Below are 24,878 nucleotides of genomic sequence, written 5' to 3' on the forward strand. Positions count from 1 at the left end.
ATAAAAGTTTTGACAATACGTTCGCTTTCCGCGGGGAAGAATTATGAAAAATCCCTAATGCCGGATTTTTCAAAGATCAAATTCTTCCTTGCAGTCGGGGAGCCCACTCAGCGCTTAAGCGCCTCCGGGGTCTCCCCATGACTTCTTATCCCGCAGGAGTCTTCGCGCCTTCCACTACAATCAACAGGATGTAAAAACAACATTTAGCTTTAACAGAGCCTAAAGCAAAAAGAAAAAGCCGGAATCATCAGTCCGGCTTTTCATCTTCGTCCATTTTTATAACCTCTAAGTAGGCAATATGATATTCGTCAATCTCGATAATCTTGAAAATATAGCCTTGTTCTTCGATTTCATCACCAATTTCGGCATCGATGTTCTTTGTCATGAACCACCCGCCTATCGTATCTACTTCTTCTTCTGATATATAGATTCCTAATAGGTCATTTACTTCATCAATCAAAACTCTTGAGCTGAATAGATAGTGGTTTTCATTTACTTTTCTGATTTCGGCAATTTCGTCCACATCAAATTCATCACGGATGTCTCCTACAATTTCTTCAAGTATATCCTCGACAGTCACCAGTCCGGATGTGCCGCCATATTCATCAATCAAGATGGCCATATGGATGCGTTCTTTCTGCATTTTGACAAGCAAATCATGGATTGGAATGGTTTCGATTACTCTGATGACAGGCTTAATAAATGATGAGAGAATCGATTCTTTTTGAAGATCTTTACGTGTCAATTTAGCAGTGAGTATCTCCTTGATGTTGATCATCCCTACGATATTATCCTTCTCGCCATCTATAACTGGATATCGTGTATATTTCTCTCTTTGGATCACTTCAATAATCGTATCGATATCATCCGAAATATCAAACGTGGCAATTTCAGTCCGGGGCACCATGATTTCTTTTGCTATTCGCTCATCAAACTCAAATATATTATTAACATAGTTCAGTTCATTTTGATTGATCTCTCCACTTTCATAGCTCTCCGACAACAGAATGCGGAGCTCTTCCTCAGAGTGGGCCATTTCATGCTCAGATGCGGACTTTAAGCCAAACAGTCCGACAAGAAGCCTGGCAGAACCGTTCAACACCCATATGAAAGGATACATAATCTTATAGAACCAGATTATTGGTTCGGAAAAAGCAAGGGTGATTGCCTCCGCTTTTTGGATTGCGACCGTCTTTGGAGCCAGCTCCCCCACTACCACATGCAAAAAAGTGATCGAAGCAAAGGCGATTCCAAACGATAAAATACCGGATAATGACGAATTAAGATGAAAGTTTTCAAAAACGGGATGAAGCATCTCTTCAATTGTCGGTTCCCCCAGCCAACCAAGGCCGAGAGCTGTAATCGTAATCCCAAGTTGACAAGCCGATAAATACTCATCGAGATGTGTTACCACGTGCTTTGCCGATTGTGCTCCTTTTCTACCTTCGGCGATGAGCTGATCAATTTTTGAACTTCTCACTTTTACAATGGCAAACTCTGTCGCTACGAAAAAGCCAGTTAACGCAATTAATAACACAACTAAGACCAAATTTGTAATAATCAATGGGCAAGCCCTACATTCGTAAGGCAGTCACCTCCTAGAAGACAGTACTCCATTCAAAACGGAATGATGAGCAAAGGAATTAATTCCTGCAGCACCATGTTTTTTGTCCATTTTTTAAATTATACCCTTATAACAAACAGCTAACGCATAATAGATGAAAAACGTGAATCAATCCACACTTTTTGTAAGTATCCGGGAGATGAAAAGCAGGTATACAGGTTCATTCGCCTGTACTTCCCATTATCACCAAGAAAGGATTTCACAAATAGAGATGTAAATGCCGCTGCCAAAGCCCTTCCATCACTACAGGCGAAAACAAAAATATACGACTAATTAGCCTGTTTCTCTTAACTAATTTTGAAAATTGCCGAAAATAACAATAATATGAGAACAATTCAGCATGCAACCCGATTCTTAAAGATTCCTGCATCGTAAAGTTGTTCTCGAAGAAATTTTATCGCCTACGAAGATCAGAGGGAGTGGACAAATTGCTTTTCAAAAAGAAGAAGAAGAAGAAAACGGTAAAAAAAGCCGTGACTGCCAAGAAATCAAGCAAAAAAAATTCCAACAGAAATTTGAGTCTTAAACTAAAGATTGTATCTTTAAGCATAATTTCAATGCTGCTCCTTGCATTGGCTACAACCTTCTATGCTCAATACACCATCAGGACTAGCAACATGGATTCGATGATGGCAGAGCTTAATACAATATCAAGCTTGTTATCGGATCAGGTTTCTGCAGGGAAAGCGAAAACAATCATTGACAATCCTTCCAAAAACAATCCAGGTGTCACCTCAATGCAGAAACAAATGGACCAAATACTAAAAGAAAACCCATTAATACATAATCTTTATTTGGTCACGATGGATGGGAATAAATTCACAATCCCAACAATGAGCTCAGCAATGATGTCCAAGGATATTACATATGGTTCAAATTATTCTGGCGGCAAGGCTTTTGATTCAGCAGCCCTAGCGGCTTTTAAGGAAAATAAAAGGACAACTACTGAAATATATCAGTCCCAAAACGGATCAAAGATGACCGGCTTTGCGCCAATCACCGATATGTCAGGGAAAACAATTGCCCTTTATGGTGTCGAATTTGACGTTTCTCAGGTAAATAAAAAGATAAATGCTGAGGTCGCAGGCATTTGGATTTTATCTCTTATAATCCTCGCCCTCTCAAGCACAGCTATGTATTTCCTGGTGTCCAGGCTCATCAAACCACTGAATAACATCAAGGTTTTAACAGCAAACATTGCAAAAGGTGACTTGTCACAAGAAGATATCATCGTTAAATCAAAAGATGAAATCGGAGCACTGGCTGAAAGTATCAATACAATGGCTGCCTCCCTTAGAACCCTCGTTTCCCAAGTGCAAACAAGTTCAAGGGAAGTTTCAAGTGAAACAGTTGGGCTATCAAAAGTAGCCTCCAGTTCGGTAGAAGCTATCAGGGAGCTGACAGCCGCCAACCAGCAGGCGGCCGCAAGCACACAGGAACAGAACGCAAACATTGAAGAAATGCAAGCAACATTGGAAGAAATCAATGCCGGTATCGAAGAAATCAACGCATCTGCTCAGCAGGCAAGCTTCATAGCTAAAAATTCAACGGTAACTTCAAAAGAAGGAACCGTAAGGATTGACGAGATGCTCGAAGGACTTGAAGCTGTAGATGAAAATACAAACCAGCTGGCTGACATTATTACCGTACTTGAAAAACAATCCGACAAAATCACACAGTTCGTCAAAATCATCAATACCATCTCTGATCAGACAAACCTGTTGGCATTGAACGCTGCCATTGAGGCTGCAAGGGCTGGAGAACATGGAAAAGGCTTTGCTGTCGTAGCAAACGAAGTGCGGAAGCTTGCGGAGGAAAGCGCAAATTCAGCATCCACTATCATTTCCATCGTTAACGAAAATGTCCAGAACACTCGCACAGCAGTTGACTACATCGCAAAAACGAGAGAAGCCGTACAATACAATAAAGACTTATCTGCTAAGGCAAAAAATACACTTAATGAAATCTATGAAACAACATTGGAGATTGAAGACAACTCCAATAACATCGCAACTGCCATTGAACAGCAGGTTATCGCTTTTGAACAAATAACGAATTCCCTTGATACAGTCTCTCAAGCATCCCAGCAGATTGCTGCAGGAACAGGACAGACAGACCAGTCCACACAAGAGCAGCTCAGAATCGCAGAAAATGTAAACGAGACAACAAAGATCCTGCAGCGGACAGCAACGGAATTAGAAAAACTGACAGGGAATTTTAAACTATAGGCTGCTGAACCAATAGGGCAAAAGCCACCTTCAGCCAAGACAAGAGCTGAAGCTGAACTAAAAAATGCCATATAGTTATCATTTTATAATCTGCTATAGAAAAAAGGATGCCATTGTGGCATCCTTTTTTACCTTTTCCTGAATCCTTCTTCCTCCAAATATTGTTTCGCTTCATTGTAGGAAAGGAATGTACCGTCAAGATTCAGACCAGCATACACATTCCACATTTCATCTTCATGAACAAGAATCAAAGTGTGGTTTTCTGAATTAATCCAACGTTCCTCTTCATTGTCCTCTATGATGGCTGATTCAATCGTGCTGTTGGCCGAAAGAGACTCAATCGACTGTTCAATAATCGTTTTGAGCTCTTTCTCAGAAAAGTCGCGGATATTTACCATACCTTTAGGGTCAAGGTTATAGCCTTCTAAAAATTCCCCGTAGACAAACCCATTTCCATTCGGGTGAAGATGATATACAACGTTTTTCTTGTCGTACACGCTCTCAGCATACTGAAAGTTAACACGGCCTAAAGAGACGCTTTTTCGTTCAAGTTGAGGAAATGATTCAATAATTGCAAGTTTTTGTTCAAAAGTCAGCATAATTGCCTCCAGATTAATAACAAATTTTTAGATTCTGTTCATTATAACATTTGACAGCATAGTAACAAATAAATCTTGATCAAGCAAAACTCATGTTACAAAAATTGATTTAAGATATAATTAAGTTACTTAAGGAGGTAATCGAATGAAAACGGTAAGTGCAATTAAATCGAAAAAGAAAATTATGATTATGAAAAAGTTCCTCAAAAATTACTCGACCAGGGATTATTGTTTGTTTTTACTTGGTATCAATACTGGAATCAAACTTCAGGAATTACTTTGTCTGCGAGTGCACGATGTATGCGATACAGATGGCGAAATTAATGACTTTCTTTCCAATCCTCTCAATTGCAATCCTCCCATTTACTTAAATGCTTCTATAAGGCGCTCCCTAAAAGAATATCTAAATGAAAATTCTTTTATTGATACAGACTATCTTTTTAGGTCGAGAAAAACTACTAACCCAATCACAAGACAGCAAGCCTACAGGATTATCAATGCGGCAGCCAAAAGTGCCGGAATTGATGAACCGGTAGGAATGACCACTCTAAGGAAAACATTTGGCTATCATGCCTACTCCCAGGGTGTTGCAATTTCACTCATCCAAAAAAGACTGCAGCACGCCTCTCCATCAGAAACTAAGCATTTTATTGGAGTGGACCAGGAAACGGTTCCGGTTAAAATAAATATCAATTTATAAGGGGGAGTTTTTATTGCCTGAACATATTATTAGTACGGACTCATTCATCATGCTTTTAGCTTTTTTATTAATTGTCGGGGTTTTGACTACAAGATTTTCAACTAGATTAGGCGTTCCCTCCCTTATCTTTTTTATTTTGGTCGGAATGGTCATGGGCAGCGATGTCCTGGGTATCGTCTATTTTGACAATGCATCATTGACACAAAAGATAGGAGTAATTGCGCTGATCATCATTTTGTTTGAAGGCGGCCTGCAGACAAATTGGAAGGATGTCAGGCCGGTGATCGTCCCTTCTTTATCATTGGCGACTATTGGGGTTTTAATAACATCCGGGATTATTGCGGCGGCTGCTAAAATGGTCCTGGGCCTCGACTGGCTTGAAGCCATACTATTCGGTGCGATAGTCGGTTCAACGGACGCCGCAGCGGTGTTCACAGTCCTGAAGGACCATAATATTTCTCCAAAACTTGGATCCACCCTTGAAGCGGAATCGGGATCAAATGATCCGATGGCCGTGTTTTTAACAGTCGCAATGATTGAACTGATTACCATCCCAGATACTAGTATCTGGAAATTAATGGGGGATTTCTTTTTACAGATGGGGCTGGGTTTATTACTGGGAATCATATTTGGAAAGATAGCAGTAAAAGCACTGAATTCCATTAACCTAGATTCCAGTGGACTATATCCTGTATTTGCGACCGCTTTTGCATTGCTGACTTATGGAATTACAGCATTCCTTAACGGCAGCGGGCTTTTGGCTGTATATATTGCAGCCATTATGATCGGTAATGCTGAAATTGCCTACCGCCATTCTATTTTCCGGTTTTCAGAAGGTTTTGCCTGGATGATGCAAATTCTTATGTTTGTCATCCTTGGACTCCTTGTATTTCCATCAGAACTTTTTTCTCCTGCCATTTTAATTCAAGGGATTCTGATTTCTTTGATTCTGATTTTGGTAGCAAGACCCGTTGCAGTGTTCCTTTCAACGATTAAAATGAAGTATACCCAAAAAGAGCGGATTTTCCTTTCCTGGGCGGGATTGAAAGGCGCTGTCCCTATTATCCTCGCCACCTTCCCTTTGCTGGCAGGGATTGAGGGTAGCCATCAGATTTTCAATGTTGTCTTTTTCGTTGTTCTGACGAGTGCTCTCATTCAGGGAGCCACTATTCCATTGTTAGCTGATAAGCTGGGGTTGAACGGACCTAAGAAAACGATTCCGATGCAGTCGCTTGAGTTGATATCACTCGGAAAAGCTGATGCTGAGATGATTGAATATGAAATGGAAAGCGATAGTGCAATTGTTGGGAAAACCTTGATGGATATACCCTTTCCAGAAGGGACACTGGTGAATGCGATCATCCGCCACGGCAAACTGATTGCACCTACTGGTAACACAGTCATCATGGCTGGAGACTTCCTTTACATTCTGTCCGGGCGAAAAAACAAGCAGAAACTGAAAAAGCTGCTAAAGGAAAAATCACTATATTCGCAAGAAGCACTAGAGCTGAAATAATATAGCTGTTTAAGTCAATTTCATTGGGACTGAACTGCCGAAATAAAATTAAAACCAGTGAGGACGCACCTCACTGGTTTTAATCATTTATATTCTTAATTTCTCTATGAACATATTCTGCATTTCTTTTAATATCAGTTTATATTGATAATTTTCAAGTATGGTTGCCTGCAATGTAGCTCCATTGACCATCGCCCAGAAAATATCGGCATATGTCACGGGATCTAGCTCTTTGTTGAATTCACCTGATGTCTGGCCTTCTTTAATGATTCCTATAAGAATTGAAACAAAGAAATCTTTATATCGTTCAGTCAACACTTCCTTCAACTTCGGATTCCGTGTTGAGTACAATCTAAACTCGTAATGAACAATCGCATGACCCTTGTTCTCTTCATCATTAGGATCGTTATCCAGGTAGGCTTCAATCAAGTAGTTGAGCTTATCCAGCGCTGTCTTTCGCTCAGCTATCGCTTTTATAAATTTATTTCTCGAGTTATTTGTCTGGCCTTCCATCAAGGCAAGATAGATATCATCCTTACTTTTGAAGTAATTATAGATTGCCCCTTTGCTCAGGCCAGAACGAGCGACAATATCATCAACAGTCGATGCTTCAAAACCCTTCTCAGCAAAACAAACATGAGCGCTCTCCAGTATTTCCTGACGCTTCTTTTCCTTATATTCTTCTGAAACAATTGGCGTCATATAAATTACCTCATTCTTTTCCGTTGCATTATAAATTGTATACTTTGCTATACTTTTCTTCCAGATACTGAACCAGATAATCAGCATTCAGTTCTTCTCCGGTGGCTTTTACAATCAGTTCATTAGGTGTATAAAGCATGCCGTACTGATGAATGTTTTCCCTCAGCCAGTCTTGGATCACTGTAAAGTTACCCTTTTCGATACTCTCATAGAAATCCGGTAAATCTTTTTTGATTTTGTTCAGAATTTGGGCCGCATACAGATTCCCAAGAGAATATGACGGGAAGTAGCCGAGCCCTCCGAAAGACCAGTGAATATCCTGGAGTACTCCTTCACTGTCATTGGATGGTGTAATTCCTAGATAGTCATTCATTTTTGCGTTCCAGATTCCTGGAAGATCCTTTGCCTCTATTTCCCCGGCAATCAATGCCTTCTCAATTTCATAGCGAACCATAATATGAAGATTATAGGTGAGCTCATCAGCTTCAACCCGGATAAAAGATGGCTGGACAGCATTCGTGGCTCGATAAAAATCATCCAATTCCACTTTCCCAAGTTGCTCCGGGAAATGTTCCTGCAGCTTCGGATAGAAGTATTTCCAGAATTCCTCACTGCGTCCTACCATATTTTCAAGGAATCGCGACTGAGATTCATGGATTCCAAATGAAGCACCTTCCTGAAGGACTGTATCCTGAAATTCCGGATTGATATTTTGTTCATAAATACCATGACCAGCTTCATGAATTGTTCCAAAAATAGCTGAGCGGACATTATCTTCAATATACCTGGTCGTAATCCTCACATCACGGGTATTTACAGTCTGCGCAAATGGATGGACGGTTTCATCCAGCCTGCCTGCTTCCATATCGAAGCCGATCAGCGGCAAGATATAACGATTGAACTCTTTTTGCTTGTCTACTGGATATGGTTGATCGAATATTTCCACAGAAGGCTTGTAGGTAGACGCTTGAATTCTTCTTAGTAAGTCAGTGCTTGTTTCTCTTAATTTAACAAACAAAGGGTCAAGTTTTTCCACAGTCAAGCCAGGCTCAAATTCGTCCAGGAGCGCATCGTATGGATGCTTTTCATATCCGTAAATTTCAACAGCTTTTCTTTTGAAATCTACGATCTTCTCAAGATATGGAAGGTATTTTTCGAAATCATTATTCTCTCTTGCCTCTTCCCAGGCATCATTTGCCCTTGAGGTTAGCACAGAGAATTCTTTTATCATTTCAGCTGGAATACTCTTTGAACGGTTGTAAAATTTAATGCGCTCACGAATCTTGGCCTTTAGCGCCTCATCAAGGTACTCCTCTGCTTCTGGTGTGGACAGCGTGTCAAGTGCCTCCCCCATTTCCTCAGATACAGTCAGTTTGAACGCTTCTGTTCTAAGTGTCCCATTTGCATTGGCAAAAATGGCACGTCCCTTTTTCGGTGAAATTACTTTTTGGTCCCAGCTCAGCAAACCTAAAATACTATTAAAATGTGTAATCTTCTCATCTAATTCATTGAACTTTTCAAGTGCAGACATGATTGATTGGTTCATTACCTTTTGTTCCATGTCACTTCCCCCTTTTTCCTTAAAAAAAATTAAAAAAGTTTACAGGTGTTTTTACCTGAATGACACCGGATACCGAGCCAAAATAAACTATCCAGTCGGTTTATTATAATTCATATTACATTGTTTTTTCAATTATCACAAAATTATTAAAAAATATTCCTAAAATCTTGTAACCTTTCATAACTTAACTCCGTCAAAGCTTAAAGAAAATTTTTCCAAAGGAGAGCCTATGAAAAAATTTATACAATACCTAATTTTATTATTGACCTCCATCGCGGGTCTTTTATTTTTCATGGTGTTTCCGAGGCTTTTCGCCTTCCGTGAACCTGACAGTGAACACCTTGGTGTAAATCTGTTTTCCTTTTTAAAAGTGCTTGGAGATACTGTCATGCAATTTTTCAAGCCTGCCAGCTGGCAATTTTTCGAAAGCTGGAACACGGAAACAGTTATTGACCGATATACATACTCGCTTGAGGTTATTTTTGCAAGTCTGATGTTTTCAATTGTTATCGGAAGTTTAATCGCTTATTTATTTATGAATTTTCCATACAAACAACGGTCGAGAGTGAAAAATATCCTTAACTTCCTCGAGGGGATACCTGATCTGCTGATTATTTTCATGATACAGATGTTTTTGTTTACTCTATACAGGGAATTCCAAATCCGCCTGGTTACCATGTATGGATTAGCCGGACAGGAACCACTTATTTTTCCAATGATCATAAATTCCCTGCTGCCATCACTTTTTTTTGCCCAATACCTGATAAAAGTAATGGAGGATGAGTTTGAAAAACATTACATTCTCTTAGGCCAGGCAAAGGGGTTATCGAAAATGCAGCTGCTATTTTCCCATTTAACCCGCAATATTGTGCCAGTTGTCTCTATCCATTTTAAGATTATTATCTTTATGGTTTTAACAAACCTGGTGCTCGTTGAACACATGTTTGTCCTTGACGGGTACATAAAGGAGCTAAATAAACTGCTTCAGATGCAAAGCACTTCTCCAGTGACTATTTTCTTTTACGTTGGCGTTCTTATGCTTCCTGTCATTCTTGTAGAGAGATTCGTTTCGTTGATCGGTAAAAAGTTCGGAAGCGTCCGGGGGATGGATTTATGAGAAGGATTTGGGGTGTCTTCTTATCTGCAATCGCTTTGATTGTGTCTATTTTCAAAAAAGGTATAAGGTTTCTTGTCAGGGAGACAAAAGTAAAAAGTTGGTTGCTTGTATTTTTGAAAACTGCTTTCAGGAAGTTTGTGAAATTAATATCTTACATTAATAACCTCAAGCATCGGAATTTCCTTATTGGGTCGACGATACTTATTGCATTGTTCCTGATCAGCTGGAACACAGAACTGATGCCAGAAAGCAATGAGCCGCTGATTTTCGATGATGAAGGAAAATTTGTCGCGGCTCCGCCCGCTCCCCCATCGTTAGTCTTTCCACTTGGGACGGATTTGGGAGCAAGAAGCATGGTTAATCTTGTTCTGGTTGGAGTTAAGTATACTCTCGGCGCTATATTAGGAATCATGCTTGCCCGCCTTTTGGTTGGTACATTACTTGCGCTTTTAACGAAATTACTGTATCCGGGTTTTAAACGGTATTTCAGTGCGTTCTTTTGGCCATTCAGATATATTCCTCAATTGCTTGCCGCGATTATTTTAATGCTTCCTGTGGCATCAATACCGACAGGAATATCAGCAATAGTCATACTGGAATATCAATTGGTTATCATGCTGCTGGTCGGCCTTCCCGGTGTCTATTACTACATCCTCGATATGATGGATGAAATTGAGAAACAGCCTTATGTGCTAAGTTCAAAATTGATGGGTGGCAGCAAGTTCCATACCTTAAAAAAGCATGTATGGCCCAATATCAAATCTCATTTGCTTTTATTGGCTACACAGCAAATCCTATCAATCTTACAGCTATTGACGTTCCTTGGGATTTTTTCATTGTATTTAGGCGGCCCGCACCCTACGCCTTTGACTGATACACCACGGCTGATATACAGATCGATCACCAACGAACTAGCGGGAATGGCCGGCCAAAACTTCTGGCTGATCAGAAGAGCCCCATGGATGGCCTACAGTCCGATCCTGATCATTGCTTTTATTGCGATCATCGTAAATTGGATGAAAAAAGGGGTCGAGGATCATATCGCCGGAATTGTGCCTGTTAAACAAGGGGCTAGTACGTCTGCCGCTAGAGAAGATAGCATCCTCAGTAGAAAGTTTGTTATCGTTGGCGTGCAAGAGCAGCCTGAGGCGGAGTATGAAAAGAAGATATATATTAGTGACATAATTCACGAAAAACTCAGGGATTTCCGCGGGTATTTGAGCCGTTTTAAGGTGTACAGGATTATTGATAAGAGTGCGTTAAGAGTTGGCGAATATATCTCAGAATATCCTAAGCCTATATTTACTTCATTATTGACGGTCTCATTCGTCTTATGGGCTGGTGTATTATCGTATGCAGAGTTTTTCGGAAACGAAGAAGCCAAGAAAGAGGAAACTAGTGTAGGTGCTTCAACAGAACCAAAAGAAGATAAAGACTTATTTAGTTACAGTTATACCAATAAGGAGCATGAGCCTGTCCAATATAAGGCTGACCTGACTTATCAGGATGGTGAGGCAACATTGCAGGGTACACTGCATGTCTCCACTACGAATACTACCGGTGCACCCCAGGATAAGATTTATTTTCACCTGTACCCTAACCAGTTTAAAGAACCGATTGATGGCCCGGATTGGGAATTTGTTCGAGGGCCATCACCTACACCTGGCTGGATCGATATTGAAAACATCAAAGTGAATAATCAGGAAGCTGATTTTAAAGTTGAAGGCACTATTTTAGAAATTCAAATGGATGAGTGGAAAGACAAGGCAACTGCCGAGCTTGACCTTCAATTCAATTTCCAGCTCCCAGTGAATTACAGTAATTCAAGCTATGATTATGCAGCAGTCTGGCTCGGAAACTTCCTGCCAAAACAGGCTGTATATGATAAAAACGGCTGGAACCTGGATCCCTATTCACCAATCGGTCAACCTTTTTATAGTGAAACAGCTGACTATGATGTAACGATAAACGCTGCTGCAAAATACGAGATTCTTTCGAATGCAGAGGAAGCGAAGGCTAAAATTGAAAAGGCCGGAGAAAATCAGAAATATCACGTCAACGTAGAGAATGTCCGTGACTTTTCTGTCGTTCTATTGGATAAACAATATTATCAAGCAGAAAGATTCATGACTCGTAATGAAACACTGGTGAATGTGTGGTATCGGCCTTCCATTGACAAGCAGCAGACCGCTAACAGAAATGCAATGGGTGCCGGTCAATCGATTGATTACTTCGAGGAGTTTTACGGTACAACATTACCTTATAAAGAACTGGATATAATACGAACCGGGGAAAGCAATCCGCAAATGGCTTACCAGGGAATGATCTTCACAGCCGGATATAATTTTTCAGATAATAGCTTCACTTCCCTAGCCATGACAGACGGCGTGATTCGCCAATGGCTGTCAGGCATGGTCGGAAGCCAGGGATATAAAGAACCATGGGTAAACGAAAGTCTCGTGAGCTATTCCTTGAAAACTTATATGGGAGAAAAAGGCTACTTGATTAGTCAAACTGCAGAAGAGCAATTAAAGCAGCAAGACGAAATTGCAAGAATTCAAAAAGAAGGCCAATATTTAAGCAGCCCTCTAAGCGACTTCAAAAATATTAATGATTACTCAGTGCTGATGGGTATTCACGGATACAATATGTATGCTGAGTTGGACTATTTAGTAAAGGCCGGAAAAGTAAACAAAGCTTTGAAGACCTATGTCAGCGAGTACACTAATAAAAATGCATCCGGACATGATGTAATTGAACTTTTTGAAAAAGCAGGTCATCCCCAGGCAAAAGGATATTTCAAGGGATGGCTAAAGCCTGAGGTAAAAGAATAGTTTGGGAGTTCGCCTGAGCTTTGATCGTGATGAGCTCAGGCGGTTTTTATTGCCAAAGAAACGATCCTAAAGGTTAATTTGCGTTGAAACTACAAACATCTCATGCATATTTTGATTGAAACTTGTTCTAATATCGGGTACTTCGGACAGCTTTTGCTTGTTCAGACTGTAACCTGTCCGAACACTGGGCTACTTCGGACTGCTTTTGCTTGTTCAGACTGAATCCTGTCCGAACACAGGACTACTTCGGACAGCTTTTACTTGTTCCAACTGTAACCTGTCCGAACATGGCGATACTTCGGACAGCTTTTACTTGTTCCAACTGTAACCTGTCCGAACATGGCGATACTTCGAACAGCTTTTGCTTGTTGAGACCGAAACCTGTCCGAATATGGGATTACTTCGGACAGCTTTTGCTTGTTCCAACTGTAACCTGTCCGAACATGGCGATACTTCGGACAGCTTTTCCTTGTTCAGACCGAAACCTGTCCGAACATGGGCCTACTTCGGACAGCTTTTGCTTGTTCAGCCTGAATCCTGTCCGAACACGGGGATACTTCGGACAGCTTTTGCTTGTTCCAACTGTAACCTGTCCGAACACGGGGATACTTCGGACAGCTTTTGCTTGTTCCAACTGTAACCTGTCCGAACAAGGGGATACTTCGGACAGCTTTTGCTTGTTCAGACTGTAACCTGTCCGAACATGGCGATACTTCGGACAGACTTCACCTTGTTCAAACTGAATCCTGTCCGAACATGGCGATACTTCGGACAGCTTTTCCATATTCAGCCTGAATCCTGTCTGAACATGGGGGATACTTCGTACTGCTTTTGCTTGTTCAGACTGTAACCTGTCCGAACATTTTTAAACTATTCATAAAAAGTATCACAAGTCCTACCAGTCGATAAAAAGTTTTTCTTTAAAACTCTAGTTATTGTCTTCCTGCTAATTTTAGCTTGGCACCATTCATGGATAACCTGCGCAGTAATTTTAATTTCAGGAAAAAGCACTTTTAATTCCTGGATATATTTTAGAACGGCTTGATCAATCCTTTCCTTTTCACCACATTTACAACAGACTAGATCATAGTTTTTGATCAAAGTATTAAATGACCCACAAGCCCTGCAGTGCATACCTTTTTCCAATTGGTCATAATCATATTCAGGCAGAGTGGTAAATGGATTTTTTTCGTGGTGCAAGGAAAGCAGTTTTTGGGCGAGTAGTTTATGCTTCTCGTCCAACTTGGAAGGTGTTTCGTTAAGTTCTTTTAGAAAGCGATTGATTTGGGTTGGTAAAATGATCGGCTGGTCCATCGGGGCTTGATAAAGGGTAAATTCCGGGTTGTTAAAAACGACTGAAGCCTGGACGAGGTAATTTATTTTGAGGTATTGAAGCAGTTGGCGAAAGAGCGTCTCGCTTCTTTTTAATTGTAAGACTGGGTTTTTGAACTCTCGGCTGCTCTTCACGGAGTACAATTGGTCTGATTCCAGGTAATAATCACCTTCGTGATATTTCACATCCAATAGATGAATCAATCTCTCAGAGATTACTACCTTATCAATTTGGAAAAATGAATTATTCACCTGGAGCAGCAGGTCATCTATTACATACCTTTCTTCAGAGAGGTTTTCAGTCAGGCGGTCAAATGCAATCTCTCCTCTATACCCCTTTTCCAAATTCGACAGATGAAACTTATCCTTTGCTGCCAACTCCATTCGTGTGTTCAGACAGCGCAGCCCTACTAATTCCTCTGATTCAGTTCTTTTTTTAAGTAACATAGTCCACTTCCTTTCTTTAAGCTTATTCTAATTCAAATGGCATCCTATATTTGTGAATTTTTCGTTAACTTTTTTCTGCTAGCTTTATTCTTCTAGATTTCAAGTCTAATATACGTTAAATTTCTATGTAAAATGAATTATTCACTCTTTAACTCCTACAATCATAATTCCATATAATGTTGCCCCCTGAATGTAAATGCAAAAAACCCGCCTGGAGTCAAAGTCCAAGACGGGTTTCCCTTCTATTCTTCCTGCTTCGGAGTACTTTCAACTTTGCTTTCGGTCTTGTTCTCACGTATTTCTCCTGCCAAAGCATCAATGCTGTGTCTTACATTGGCTTTGCCTGAGAAATTCTCGATTAACTCTTTTACATCAATACCGGATGATGCTTTTAGTGATTCCTGAAGCGTCGACATCAGATTAGTCGCATAGCCGGTTACCTTGTTTGCTCCGCCATTAGCGTCGCTGCCGCCGGTGTCGACAACGGTAATCTTATCGATGTTTCCAAGTGGTGCAGCAACTTGCTTCGCGTATTCAGGAAGCATTTTCAAGATCATATCGAGGATAGCGGCCTGGCCGAATTGTTCGAATGCTTCTGCGATCTTTTCCTTCGCTTCTGCTTCTGCAAGACCTTTCAGGCGGATGATTTCTGCTTCTGATTCACCCTTCGCCCTTTCAGCTTCCGCTTTTGCAAGACCATCCATACGGACTTTTTCTGCTTCGGCACGTGCCATTGCTTCAATGCGATATTTATTTGCATCAGCTTCGGCAATTTGCTTGGCTTTGTCAGCAGCTGCTGATTGCTCAACAGAGTAGCGGTCTGCATCAGCCTTTTTCTTGACTTCAGAATCATATTGGCGTTCGCGGCGCAGGATTTCTTTTTCCTCGAGCTCGATTTGCTTTTGGCGCTCAATGATCTTAACCTGCATTTCCTGTTCTGTTACTTCCTGCTGAGCACGTGCATTTTCCAGATCGTATGCCTGGTCGGCACGAGCCTTGGCAATGTCCTGCTCACGGCGGAATTCAGCCATTTTTAGACCATTGATTTTTTCTGCTTCGGCGATTTCAGTCGCGCGTTCAAATTCAGCCTTCTTCGCTTCTTTATCTGCTTCCGCTTTTTTGATGCGTGTTTCTTTTTCCGCGTCAGCAGTTGCAATATCAGCATCTCGTTTTACTTGGGCAATACGAGGTTTACCAAGGGAATCCAGGTACCCGTTTTTATCACGGACATCCTTGATTGTGAATGACACAATGACAAGTCCCATTTTTGCCAGGTCCTGTGAAGCAACACGCTGAACTTCCTGCGAGAACTTATCACGGTTCTTATAGATTTCTTCTACAGTCATCGATCCTAAAATCGAACGAAGATGCCCTTCTAGTACTTCCTTCGCTTCATTCTCGCGGTCTTCTTTTGATTTTCCCAGGAATTGCTCAGCAGCAGTGGCAATTTCACTGATGGATCCCCCGATTTTAATAATCGCCGTTCCATCTGCCATGACCGGAACACCCTGTTCTGTGTAAACTTCAGGTGTAGTGACTTCAAGCTTACTTGATAGCAGGCTGAGCGGGCGGGATTGCTGGAATACCGGGAAGATGAACGTGCCGCCTCCACGAATAATTTTTATCCTGTTGCTCGACTCATCCGTATGAACATTGCGGCTTCCCAAAAAGCTGCCCGTTACAATCAGTGCTTCATCCGGACCAGCCGTTTTATACTTGGTGATGAATACGGCTATCATAGCGATGACAAGGAAAACAACAAAACCAATAACAATAAACATAAGATCCATACCTTTTCCCCCTAAATATAAGTCTCTAATTCTTCGTACAACTTGACTTGCAACACTCCATTTTCAATATCGATGATCAGTACTTTTTTTCCATAAGGTATTTCTGTTTTTGTAAAACTGACTGCTGGTTTGGAGATGCGTCCGCTGATATTCTCAATCATGACTTCACCATAGCCATCGACCGGAATACCAGTGATGACGGTTCCAATCCTCCCTCTTAAGTCACTCTCTTTATACACAAGGGATTCCTCGGCATTGGATAGCGGAATCAGCACAAATACATTCAGTAATGTTACTAGAATAAGAGCAATAATCGCTGAAGCAGCAGCAATCAAAACACTGTGCAGCTTTGTGAAAACTTCACCTAAATACCCGCCTGCTGTAAAAATCGCAATAAAAGAAAAAATTAACGTTGGATTTACGAAAGGAATTCCTTCTGTCAATCCCTCAAGGGCGTCACCGAAAAACAAGTAAATAATCGTGACCGCACCAGAAATGACCAACCCGTAAAAATAAATTGTTTCTAATGGCATGCCAAACAGCTCCATTTTTACTCACCCCTTGCTAAAATCGAAACAAGCACCCTCCCTTATTCCATTTATTTCTTGATATGTAATACGATTGTCATGATATTTGGTTTCAAAATTTTTTGGAAAATATGTAGAAATTTAGCTGTAAATACTTATTCCGCAAAAAATCCTTGTATTTACCACGGATTCTTACAGTTATTCTATTTGGCTAATTGTTCCTTTTCCTTGCTATAAATCTTCTTAATCATCCTGATTTGTCCACGATGATTTACTTCATCCTCCAGGACATGGAACCATTTAAAATAGTTGTTTCCCGGCTCGTTCCACCACCAGTTCGTCTGCTCAAACAACCATTGATCAGATAGTGTCCGGAATTTACAAAATGTATCTTCCCGTGCTGCCTGGAGGTCGGCAAGGTAATGTTCCAGAGGAAACCCTTTGAATGCCGCCCTTCCTTTTTCACCAAGTTCAAGACCCGCTGCCAGGGTTTCTTCCTCTTCCGCAGTTGGATTCCTTTTTTCGAAGGTAATAATTTGATAGATTCGTTCCACAGCAGCCATATGCCCAAGAAGCATACCAATTGAGTTCGCTTCATCATGGACTAGGAAATCAAGTTCCTCAATTGTGAGTCCGTCCACTGCTTCCAGGGTTGTGGACCGTGCGTAATTCATCATTGACACCAAATGACCGAAAGTTGGACTGAACCCTTCTTTCTGATCGACCAGAAATAACGTAGATCTGTCTATTCCCATATTTCCCCTCATTTCTTATATTTCATGATTTAATAATATTCGACTTTTTCCACAATTATCCTTCATATTTTTCCATTTGGAACGGGATGTTCAACATAGAACATCCGGACCGTCCTGCCTGCCGGGGAAATGGAGCAATTAGATTTCGATAAGAATGCAAAAGAGGCTGGGACATAACTAGCCAAAACTAATAAAAAAGGGGTTCGATCATCATTTCGATGATCGAACCCCTTTTTCTCTCATTACTCTATTATATTTTCGTATTAAGTTGCGTTCCTGGCAGTCAACTTTCTCAAGTTGACCGCCATGAGCGCGAACCCTATTTCGTTTTGCACGCGCTCCTTGCCCCTGACAGATAATCTTGTGAAACCCAAATTAGCCTTCAGGAATCCAAAAACTGGTTCTACGTCGATTTTACGCCGGCCGTAGATTTCACCCGTTTTCTCTTCTGAAAGCTGTTTTCTAATCTTCTCTTTTTGTTGTTCCCATTTTTCATTTAGTAAGAGTTTCCGGTGATTTCCTTCTTTGGCTTTAGTGCACTCAGAACGGAAAGGACAACCGGTACAGCTTTCGCACTCATACACCTTAAACTCCCGTGAAAAACCGTTTCGGTCCGTCTTGTTAGATAGGTAGCGGAATGTGAGTTGTTGACCATTTGGGCAAGTAAACGAATCGGTTTCTTCGTCGTACGTCCAATTGGCCGTATTGAATTCATTCTTTTGAGCGCTTTTCTTTTTTTCCTTGCGGTACATGTTGTAGGTGATCAGTGGTGTAGATGTTCGGTTTTCAAAGACATCTTCATAATTCTCTTCACTTCCATAACCAGCGTCAGCCACTATATATTTTGGGAGTTTAAAGAAGTGCTTTTCGATTGTATTCAGGAATGGAATGAACGTCCGTGTATCGGTCGGATTCGGGAAAACATCATAGGCAAGTGCGTACTGCCCCTCGGTGGCAATTTGTAGATTGTAGCCAGCTTTTAATTGTCCATTCTTCATGTAATCGTCTTTCATCCTCATAAAGGTGGCGTCGCGATCTGTCTTAGAATAACTATTACGCATCCCGAAAGTGGCCATGTCCTGTTCATACTTTTGTTTACGCCCAACAAAATCCTTAAACTTTTTGAGGATTTGCTTCGGTATTTTACGAGCTGAGCGAAGCTTCTTCCGTTCATTCACATCCTGGCTCTCTTCAATTTGTTGAGTAATTCCCTCAACGGATTTTTCCAGTTTCCCCAAGACGTTGGCCAGATCTTCTGTAGAAAGTACTTCCGGACTTTCCCGTTCTATTTCCGGTATAATTTCCTTTTCAACTAACTCATCATATAATTGATTCGACTTCTCGATGAGATCAGTGCTATATTTCTCCACTGATTTCCGCCAAACGAACGTGAATTTATTGGCATTGGCTTCAAGTTTGGTGCCATCAATGAATATCGCTTCATCATCAATATATTTTTCCTTAACGAGGTGGCAGCGAAATTGAACAAAGCATTCACGAAGAAGTGCCTTTACTTCAGGGTAGACACGAAAACGGTTAATTGTGCGGTAGCTCGGTTCATGACCTTGGGCAAGCCACATCATCCGAACACTGTCGCCGAGGAGAGCTTCAATTTTCCTTCCTGAGAAAACGGACTGGGTATAAGCACATAGAATAATCTTCATCATCATACGTGGATGATAAGCAGGGCAGCCAGAGCTTCGTATGAACGAGGCGAAGGCTTGGTGTGGAATTTGCTCGACGAGGTCGTGCACTGCGAAGGAAATATCATTTTTTTGAAGTTTGATTTCTAAGTCCAGGGGCAAAATCACTTGATTCATGTTATAATCTTTAAACATAAGGACACCTCCGATGGTTATTGTGTGGTAACTCTAATTTTATCAGAGGTTGTCCTTATTTTTCTTTAACAAAATGAAAAAAGTAAAAATATAAAGAAGGCCCCCACGAACAGTCCTGTTCGTGGGGGCCTTCTTATTTTAGTTTACTGGGTTTTGTCCCAGCCTCTTTTAATACATTAGCTTTCCAAATCAGCTGGATTAGCCTCTTCATGGTCTTGCGGGGCGATTAATTCATTATAAAAAGTAGCATTGGCTGTACTGATATACGGAGTCAACCATAAGAAACCAATCCCTAGAGTAAAGATCGCAATGAATACCCACCCTATAAAACTAAGATTCATCAGGAAATATTTCCACTTATAGCCCTTCATCCTGATTTTACTTTCTGTAATCGCTTCTAGTGCAGAGAGCTGTGGGTTATCCCTCAAAATGAAAAACACTTGTGAGTAGGAAATTCCCTTGATAATCCCTGGTATAATCAGTAGCAATGACCATAGAATCGTTAAGAACCCAACAAGGATAGATGTACCGATAACTTTCAGTGACAGCTCCCATTCTTTATATACAGCAAAGACATCGGAGATTTTCGGGTCATTCCATCTGGCAATAACAAGGTAGAACCAGTAGCTGGCAACAGTCATTGGGATGAACAAAAACGAGATTAAAAGATTAACCAGGTCAGCAATCAATGGAGTTTCAGTCTGATTAAACCACTCAGAAAACCCACCGCTTAAAGGCACTTCTACAATCGTCGGCACTATAGTCGTAATCAGAAAGATTATAAAGGTAAGGGCTACACTTATGCCCCACTTTCCTTTCAACGTCGCAAGAGCTTTCTTTTTGATTTGTGAAATAGATATATTCATTCAATTTCCTCCTAAAAAACTAAAATAAAGATACACACCAATTATATTTTTAAAAAACGAACAAATTCATAGAATATTTACGAGACCTCACTTGATTGTTTCTTTAGAGTATGAACCCAATCAACTATCTCTACAGCATTAAGCGGCATTGAATAGTAGTAACCTTGAATGATTGGATTATCAAAGTTTTCGGACAGGAAATTCATCTGGTCTTCGGTTTCCACGCCCTCAATCACCACTTTTAGTTTCAATGAATGTCCCAGACTAATGATTGCTTTCATAATTGCTGAATCCTTCTCTGATTGTGGAACATCGTCAACAAAGGACTTATCAATTTTCAACGTAGAAATCGGCAGCCGCTATAAATAGGATAACGAAGATACACCCGTTCCAAAGTCATCGAGTGCAACAGTGAAACCAAATTCTTTGAAAATACTTACTGCCCTGATTGCAGTTTCTATTTGATCGATTACGCTCGTCTCTGTAATTTCGAGTTCCAGATACTTGCTTTCGATTTCATATTTCGCAGTACATTGTTTCAACGTTTCCATCAATTGCGGCGATGTAAAATAGGAACCTGGAATATTAATCGCTACTTTGAAAGCTTCGTTTCCTCCATTCATCCAAAACATAATCTGCCTGCACACATGGTTGATGAGCCAATCCGTTACCTCATGCATCTTGCCGTTTTCTTCGAGAACCGGGATAAAAATACCAGGCGAAATAATACCATGCACAGGATGCTTCCAGCGCAGCAACGCTTCAACACCAAAGATCATTTTCATATTTGAACATACTTTTGGCTGATAGAGAACATAAAGTTCATCATCATCCATTGCCCTGTCAATGTCATGGATGAGATTCCGTTCAAATGCGAAAGTATGGATCTTAGGATCATATTCAATTACTTCATGATTGTAAGCAATGTTAGACTGCTGGAGCACTGCCATCGTATTGGAAAATAAATCAGATTGTTCATTCTCCTCTGAGCAAGATACGGCACAAACCATATTAATGACTAATTTCTTATCTTTGATGACTAAAGGTTTTTTCAAAATCACGGTGATTCTTTCCAGGGAGGTTTTCAATTTTTCATAATCTCGTCCATCCTCTGATATTAAGGCAAATCGATTCCCTTCTATCCTGTAAATCACTCCGAATGAGGGTTTTAGGCTGATAAGGATCTCACTAACTGACTTAATGACTTCATCACCAAATTCGTAACCATATCGGCTATTCCATTTTTCCAGTCCATGTAAATGGATCACCGCCATGCTGGCTGCTGAAGAGGAATTGATTACTTTTTCGAATTGCCGTCTGTTCGGCAATCCTGTCAAGGCATCGAAATGATTCAAACGGAAATCAACATACCGGTCAAGCAGGCTGGATAGTCCGGAAAATACCAATATTACTCCTATTCCAACCGTCACAGCAATGATTAGCATGTGCAAATTCATATGATGTCCATGTTGAGTTGCAGGAAGTACGGTTCCCTCTGTATAAAAAACAACCGCCTCCATACCTGTATAATGCATACTTGATATGGCGATCCCCATCAGTATGGAGGTAATCAACTTGACATAAAAATTCCCCATAAATTTTTGCATGCTGGTAAATATATACAAGGCAGCATAGGATACAATAATAGCTATCAGAACGGAAAAAACAAAAATGGCAGGCCGATAAGAAAATTCAATATCCATTTCCATTGCCGACATCCCGATATAATGCATCGAAGCAATTCCGATACCCATGATCATGCCAGCGAGTATTTGTGGCCAACGAGTTACATTGATACGATTGGAAATATAAAACGCCAGGTATGAGGCCATGACTGCAGGAAAAACGGATAATATCGTTTTTGAAACGTTAAACTGCATTGATACCGGAAGTCTAAAAGCACTCATCCCGATGAAATGCATTGCCCAAATCCCAAGCCCCATCGCAATGGATGCAAGGGTCAGCCAAAAATTCCGGCTGAAAAATCCATTCTTGCTGATTCTTTCATTCATTGAAAGGGCAGAAAAAGAAGCAAGGAAGGCTATTACCACCGAAAGAAAGACAATTGGCAGTGAATATTCTCCTTGTAAAATAGCAATATTGTCTGATTCGGGACTAAAAAACATGTTTGGCTAACATCCTTTATTTGATTTTCATGGTGTTTATGGTAATTATATCGGCTAGAGTTCTTTATTTTGAATATAGACATACAGTTAATTTACTTTGGAGTGACGATAAACCGTGGAAAGCTCTCTTGCCAACTTTTTCGCAAAAAAAAAAACGCTGCAGGCAGCAGCGCACTAAATCTTAATTTATTTAACATGGGTTTGCAAAGTTATTTGCGTTCCTCATCTTTATTTGCAGCTTTCTCTAATCTCCTGAATCGCCTTAAATCTGCAGACCTTATTGGCAGTGGCTCTTTTTTCAGAAGCTTAAGAATCGCGAACATTAACAGCAGAAGCAACACTGTAAACGGTAATGCAGCAATCAATGAAGCAGTCTGTAAGGCTTCGAGCCCACCTGCATATAACAAAACTGCAGAGATGGCTGCCATTAGCGAGCCCCAAACAATTTTTGCAAATCTTGGCGGGTTCAAACTTCCGGAAGTGGTCATACTTGCCAGAATATAAGTTGCTGAATCTGCTGATGTTACCAGGAAAGTGAAAATTAATATAATAGATAAAATCGAAAGAATAGTTGACATCGGCAGCACTTCAAAAGTCTTGAATAAAGCAGATGTTAAATCTGCGTTCACTGCCGCAGCAATGCCTGTGTCGTAATTCAAGTCATTCCATAATGCTGTACCGCCGAATGCAGCGATCCAGAGACAGGCAATTACAGGCGGGATGACCATGACGCCAAAAATATATTCCCTGATGGTCCTGCCCTTTGAAACCCTGGCAACGAACGCTCCAACAAATGGAGACCACGCTATCGCCCATGCCCAATAAAAGATTGTCCAATCTCTTGTCCAGGTCCCTTCCTGGTATGGCTGCAGCCTTAGGCTGTATTGAATGAAGTTGGCAAAATAATCCCCAATCGCAAGTGTGAAACTTTCCATGATAAAGACTGTTGGTCCCGCAATCAATACAAATAACAGCAGCACAATCGCGATTCCAAGATTCAAGTTACTCAGCATCGCGATCCCTTTTTCAAGTCCAGTAGAAGATGAAATCATATAGGCAATGAATATCACTAAAATAATGATCATTTGTATACCGATTGAGTTTCCAGTATCAAAAACAGCGTTGAGCCCGCCATTCATTTGCAGGACACCTAGTCCGACGGATGTGGCGATCCCCATGACAGTTGCGACAACAGCAAGTGTATCAATTGTGTTTTTCACTGCTGGTTTTGTACCTGTAATCGGTTCAAGTGCTGTAGAAACCAAACCATTTTTTTGTTTACGGAATTGAAGGAATCCGATTACTAAGCCAACTATCGCAAAAACAGACCATTGACTCACACCCCAGTGAAAAAAGGAGTATCCCATTGCAACTCTAGCAGCACTTCTTGATTCCCCTTGAATATCAGCGAATGGTGTGTTGAAAAAGTGGCTCATTGGTTCAGCGATTCCCCAGAATACAAGTCCAGCACCAAAGCCAGCTGAAAAGAGCATTCCAATCCAGGTAAAAAAGGAAAACTCAGGTCGTTCTGCTTCTCCGCCAAGTCTGATGGCGCCATATTTACTGACAGCCAGTCCTATTAAGAAAAGCACAATAATAAATACTGCAAGCAAGTAGAACCAGCCAAAATTAACTGTTGTAAAACCAAATAATTCTCCAGCCACCGCACCAAACTTCTTTGGCATAATAGCTCCAACTACGACGAACAACAAAATCACCGCAGCTGACACAGAAAAAACAAAGTTTGTTAAAATATTCTTGATCATGTCAGCCTCCAAAAAATATGCATTTTTCATTATGTATAAAAATCCCTCTAACCTTTTTCTATGGGAATATAATGATGGGAAAATATAGGTATCCTGCCATGTAATTATTCTGCAATCTTTTCCCCTCTATTATCCATGCTGAAACATTTTTTACATCCCATTTCCATCTAAATAACTCCAGGTCTTAATAAAGCCAAAAAAGGGACGCTTAGAGAACCTAAGCGTCCATCCATTGTAAAAAGCGCAAGCTCCTCGTTCAGCCCCGATAAGCGTTGCCCGACTAGAACGCCACGTCCTGTGGCTGTCGGGTTTGCACTTCCTGTGCCTTAGAGGGCCTGACAGTGAAGTCGCTCTTTGACTTCCATTGGCAGGCCCGAAATCGAAAAGTATAGCCGACTGCCCAGAAACGCAGAAACTGGAGACTCCGACAAAGAAGCGCTTTTTGCTTCTGCCGGCGGAGTTGAAGTTTCGGAGTTTCTAGGAGGCGACACTAGACAATTCGAAAAGCGGAGGCGACTGTCCAACTCCGACAAGCGCTGGAGGGCCTGAC

Annotated in this window: 17 protein-coding genes and 3 pseudogenes; 7 read left to right on the forward strand and 13 right to left on the reverse strand. The window is 40.9% G+C overall.

The features are described from left to right. Positions 1 to 247: 247 nt before the first annotated feature. Positions 248 to 1,564 (reverse strand): hemolysin family protein, encoded by a 1,317-nt coding sequence (locus J7E32_RS22380; protein ID WP_214911780.1) that lies wholly within the window; start codon positions 1,562 to 1,564, stop codon positions 248 to 250. Between the two features lie 1,193 nt (positions 1,565 to 2,757). Here J7E32_RS22380 and J7E32_RS23365 point away from each other — a divergent pair. Together J7E32_RS23365 and J7E32_RS23370 are read left to right on the forward strand one after the other, a co-directional pair. Next, a pseudogene (locus tag J7E32_RS23365) lies at positions 2,758 to 2,910 on the forward strand (HAMP domain-containing protein); the annotation flags it as partial. Further along, the gene (locus J7E32_RS23370; protein WP_483297633.1) at positions 2,905 to 3,852 is read left to right on the forward strand and encodes a methyl-accepting chemotaxis protein; all 948 of its coding nucleotides are present in this window, start codon (positions 2,905 to 2,907) and stop codon (positions 3,850 to 3,852) included. The pseudogene J7E32_RS23365 and the gene J7E32_RS23370, both read left to right, overlap by 6 nt. 128 nt (positions 3,853 to 3,980) lie before the next feature. Here J7E32_RS23370 and J7E32_RS22390 read toward each other — a convergent pair whose 3' ends face one another. Beyond that, positions 3,981 to 4,451 (reverse strand): hypothetical protein, encoded by a 471-nt coding sequence (locus J7E32_RS22390; protein WP_214911782.1) that lies wholly within the window; start codon positions 4,449 to 4,451, stop codon positions 3,981 to 3,983. A 145-nt stretch (positions 4,452 to 4,596) separates the two neighbouring features. On the opposite strand from J7E32_RS22390, the gene J7E32_RS22395 reads away from it, so the two are divergent. Both J7E32_RS22395 and J7E32_RS22400 read left to right on the forward strand, forming a co-directional pair. Continuing rightward, positions 4,597 to 5,151, forward strand: coding sequence for a tyrosine-type recombinase/integrase (locus J7E32_RS22395; RefSeq protein ID WP_214911783.1), 555 nt, complete (start codon positions 4,597 to 4,599; stop codon positions 5,149 to 5,151). Positions 5,152 to 5,164: 13 nt separating this feature from the next. Beyond that, on the forward strand, positions 5,165 to 6,667 hold the full coding sequence (locus J7E32_RS22400; protein ID WP_214911784.1) for a potassium/proton antiporter: 1,503 nt from the start codon (positions 5,165 to 5,167) through the stop codon (positions 6,665 to 6,667). Between the two features lie 87 nt (positions 6,668 to 6,754). On the opposite strand, the gene J7E32_RS22405 is transcribed toward J7E32_RS22400, so the two are convergent. Then, a complete protein-coding gene (locus J7E32_RS22405; RefSeq protein ID WP_286183734.1) occupies positions 6,755 to 7,456 on the reverse strand; it encodes a TetR/AcrR family transcriptional regulator in 702 nt (233 codons plus the stop codon). Further along, complete coding sequence (locus J7E32_RS22410; protein WP_286183736.1) at positions 7,398 to 8,930, reverse strand: carboxypeptidase M32; 1,533 nt, start codon at positions 8,928 to 8,930, stop codon at positions 7,398 to 7,400. Before J7E32_RS22410 ends, J7E32_RS22405 begins: the two co-directional genes overlap by 59 nt. A 229-nt stretch (positions 8,931 to 9,159) precedes the next feature. On the opposite strand from J7E32_RS22410, the gene J7E32_RS22415 reads away from it, so the two are divergent. Together J7E32_RS22415 and J7E32_RS22420 are read left to right on the forward strand one after the other, a co-directional pair. Continuing rightward, positions 9,160 to 10,047, forward strand: a complete 888-nt coding sequence (locus tag J7E32_RS22415; RefSeq protein ID WP_214911786.1) for an ABC transporter permease subunit — start codon at positions 9,160 to 9,162, stop codon at positions 10,045 to 10,047. Next, on the forward strand, positions 10,044 to 12,881 hold the full coding sequence (locus tag J7E32_RS22420; protein WP_214911787.1) for a hypothetical protein: 2,838 nt from the start codon (positions 10,044 to 10,046) through the stop codon (positions 12,879 to 12,881). The genes J7E32_RS22415 and J7E32_RS22420 overlap by 4 nt, the downstream gene beginning before the upstream one ends. Before the next feature lie 397 nt (positions 12,882 to 13,278). Here the strand turns inward: J7E32_RS22420 and J7E32_RS22425 are convergent, their stop codons facing one another. The 9 genes and pseudogenes from J7E32_RS22425 to J7E32_RS22470 all read right to left on the reverse strand — a co-directional run bounded on the left by J7E32_RS22425 (position 13,279) and on the right by J7E32_RS22470 (position 24,328). Then, positions 13,279 to 13,665 (reverse strand): hypothetical protein, encoded by a 387-nt coding sequence (locus J7E32_RS22425; RefSeq protein ID WP_214911788.1) that lies wholly within the window; start codon positions 13,663 to 13,665, stop codon positions 13,279 to 13,281. Positions 13,666 to 13,751: 86 nt separating this feature from the next. After that, complete coding sequence (locus J7E32_RS22430) at positions 13,752 to 14,660, reverse strand: nuclease-related domain-containing protein (protein ID WP_214911789.1); 909 nt, start codon at positions 14,658 to 14,660, stop codon at positions 13,752 to 13,754. 242 nt (positions 14,661 to 14,902) lie between these two features. Continuing rightward, positions 14,903 to 16,450 carry a flotillin lipid rafts scaffold protein FloT gene (locus tag J7E32_RS22435; protein WP_214911790.1) on the reverse strand — a complete coding sequence of 516 codons (1,548 nt, stop codon included), beginning with the start codon at positions 16,448 to 16,450 and terminating at the stop codon, positions 14,903 to 14,905. A gap of 11 nt (positions 16,451 to 16,461) precedes the next feature. Then, positions 16,462 to 16,998 (reverse strand): NfeD family membrane protein, encoded by a 537-nt coding sequence (locus J7E32_RS22440; protein WP_214911791.1) that lies wholly within the window; start codon positions 16,996 to 16,998, stop codon positions 16,462 to 16,464. A 182-nt stretch (positions 16,999 to 17,180) separates the two neighbouring features. Next, complete coding sequence (locus J7E32_RS22445; protein ID WP_286183741.1) at positions 17,181 to 17,732, reverse strand: DinB family protein; 552 nt, start codon at positions 17,730 to 17,732, stop codon at positions 17,181 to 17,183. Positions 17,733 to 18,007: 275 nt separating this feature from the next. Beyond that, positions 18,008 to 19,570 (reverse strand): annotated as a pseudogene (locus tag J7E32_RS22450) (IS1182 family transposase); the annotation flags it as partial. Positions 19,571 to 19,746: 176 nt separating this feature from the next. Continuing rightward, positions 19,747 to 20,436, reverse strand: coding sequence for a DUF975 family protein (locus tag J7E32_RS22455; protein ID WP_286183743.1), 690 nt, complete (start codon positions 20,434 to 20,436; stop codon positions 19,747 to 19,749). Between the two features lie 77 nt (positions 20,437 to 20,513). Continuing rightward, a pseudogene (locus J7E32_RS22465) lies at positions 20,514 to 22,562 on the reverse strand (bifunctional diguanylate cyclase/phosphodiesterase). A 209-nt stretch (positions 22,563 to 22,771) separates the two neighbouring features. After that, on the reverse strand, positions 22,772 to 24,328 hold the full coding sequence (locus J7E32_RS22470; RefSeq protein WP_214911799.1) for a BCCT family transporter: 1,557 nt from the start codon (positions 24,326 to 24,328) through the stop codon (positions 22,772 to 22,774). A 354-nt stretch (positions 24,329 to 24,682) separates the two neighbouring features. Between J7E32_RS22470 and J7E32_RS22475 the strand changes: the two genes are divergently transcribed. Beyond that, positions 24,683 to 24,877 (forward strand): hypothetical protein, encoded by a 195-nt coding sequence (locus J7E32_RS22475; protein ID WP_214911795.1) that lies wholly within the window; start codon positions 24,683 to 24,685, stop codon positions 24,875 to 24,877. Position 24,878: the final 1 nt, after the last annotated feature.

Origin of the sequence: Bacillus sp. ISL-55 (assembly GCF_018613155.1) — a bacterium.
Classification (GTDB): Bacteria; Bacillota; Bacilli; order Bacillales; family Cytobacillaceae; genus Mesobacillus.

What these genes read in the sequence shown, in the direction of transcription:
- J7E32_RS22420 (WP_214911787.1), top strand. Translation starts at nt 10,044, where the DNA reads ATGAGAAGGATTTGGGGTGTCTTCTTATCTGCAATCGCTTTGATTGTG.
- J7E32_RS22430 (WP_214911789.1), bottom strand. Translation starts at nt 14,660, where the DNA reads ATGTTACTTAAAAAAAGAACTGAATCAGAGGAATTAGTAGGGCTGCGC.
- J7E32_RS22395 (WP_214911783.1), top strand. Translation starts at nt 4,597, where the DNA reads ATGAAAACGGTAAGTGCAATTAAATCGAAAAAGAAAATTATGATTATG.
- J7E32_RS22405 (WP_286183734.1), bottom strand. Translation starts at nt 7,456, where the DNA reads ATGCTGATTATCTGGTTCAGTATCTGGAAGAAAAGTATAGCAAAGTAT.
- J7E32_RS22440 (WP_214911791.1), bottom strand. Translation starts at nt 16,998, where the DNA reads ATGGAGCTGTTTGGCATGCCATTAGAAACAATTTATTTTTACGGGTTG.
- J7E32_RS22470 (WP_214911799.1), bottom strand. Translation starts at nt 24,328, where the DNA reads ATGATCAAGAATATTTTAACAAACTTTGTTTTTTCTGTGTCAGCTGCG.
- J7E32_RS22425 (WP_214911788.1), bottom strand. Translation starts at nt 13,665, where the DNA reads ATGGAAAAGCTGTCCGAAGTATCGCCATGTTCGGACAGGATTCAGTTT.
- J7E32_RS22415 (WP_214911786.1), top strand. Translation starts at nt 9,160, where the DNA reads ATGAAAAAATTTATACAATACCTAATTTTATTATTGACCTCCATCGCG.
- J7E32_RS22390 (WP_214911782.1), bottom strand. Translation starts at nt 4,451, where the DNA reads ATGCTGACTTTTGAACAAAAACTTGCAATTATTGAATCATTTCCTCAA.
- J7E32_RS22455 (WP_286183743.1), bottom strand. Translation starts at nt 20,436, where the DNA reads ATGAATATATCTATTTCACAAATCAAAAAGAAAGCTCTTGCGACGTTG.
- J7E32_RS22445 (WP_286183741.1), bottom strand. Translation starts at nt 17,732, where the DNA reads ATGGGAATAGACAGATCTACGTTATTTCTGGTCGATCAGAAAGAAGGG.
- J7E32_RS22435 (WP_214911790.1), bottom strand. Translation starts at nt 16,450, where the DNA reads ATGGATCTTATGTTTATTGTTATTGGTTTTGTTGTTTTCCTTGTCATC.
- J7E32_RS23370 (WP_483297633.1), top strand. Translation starts at nt 2,905, where the DNA reads ATGGCTGCCTCCCTTAGAACCCTCGTTTCCCAAGTGCAAACAAGTTCA.
- J7E32_RS22410 (WP_286183736.1), bottom strand. Translation starts at nt 8,930, where the DNA reads ATGGAACAAAAGGTAATGAACCAATCAATCATGTCTGCACTTGAAAAG.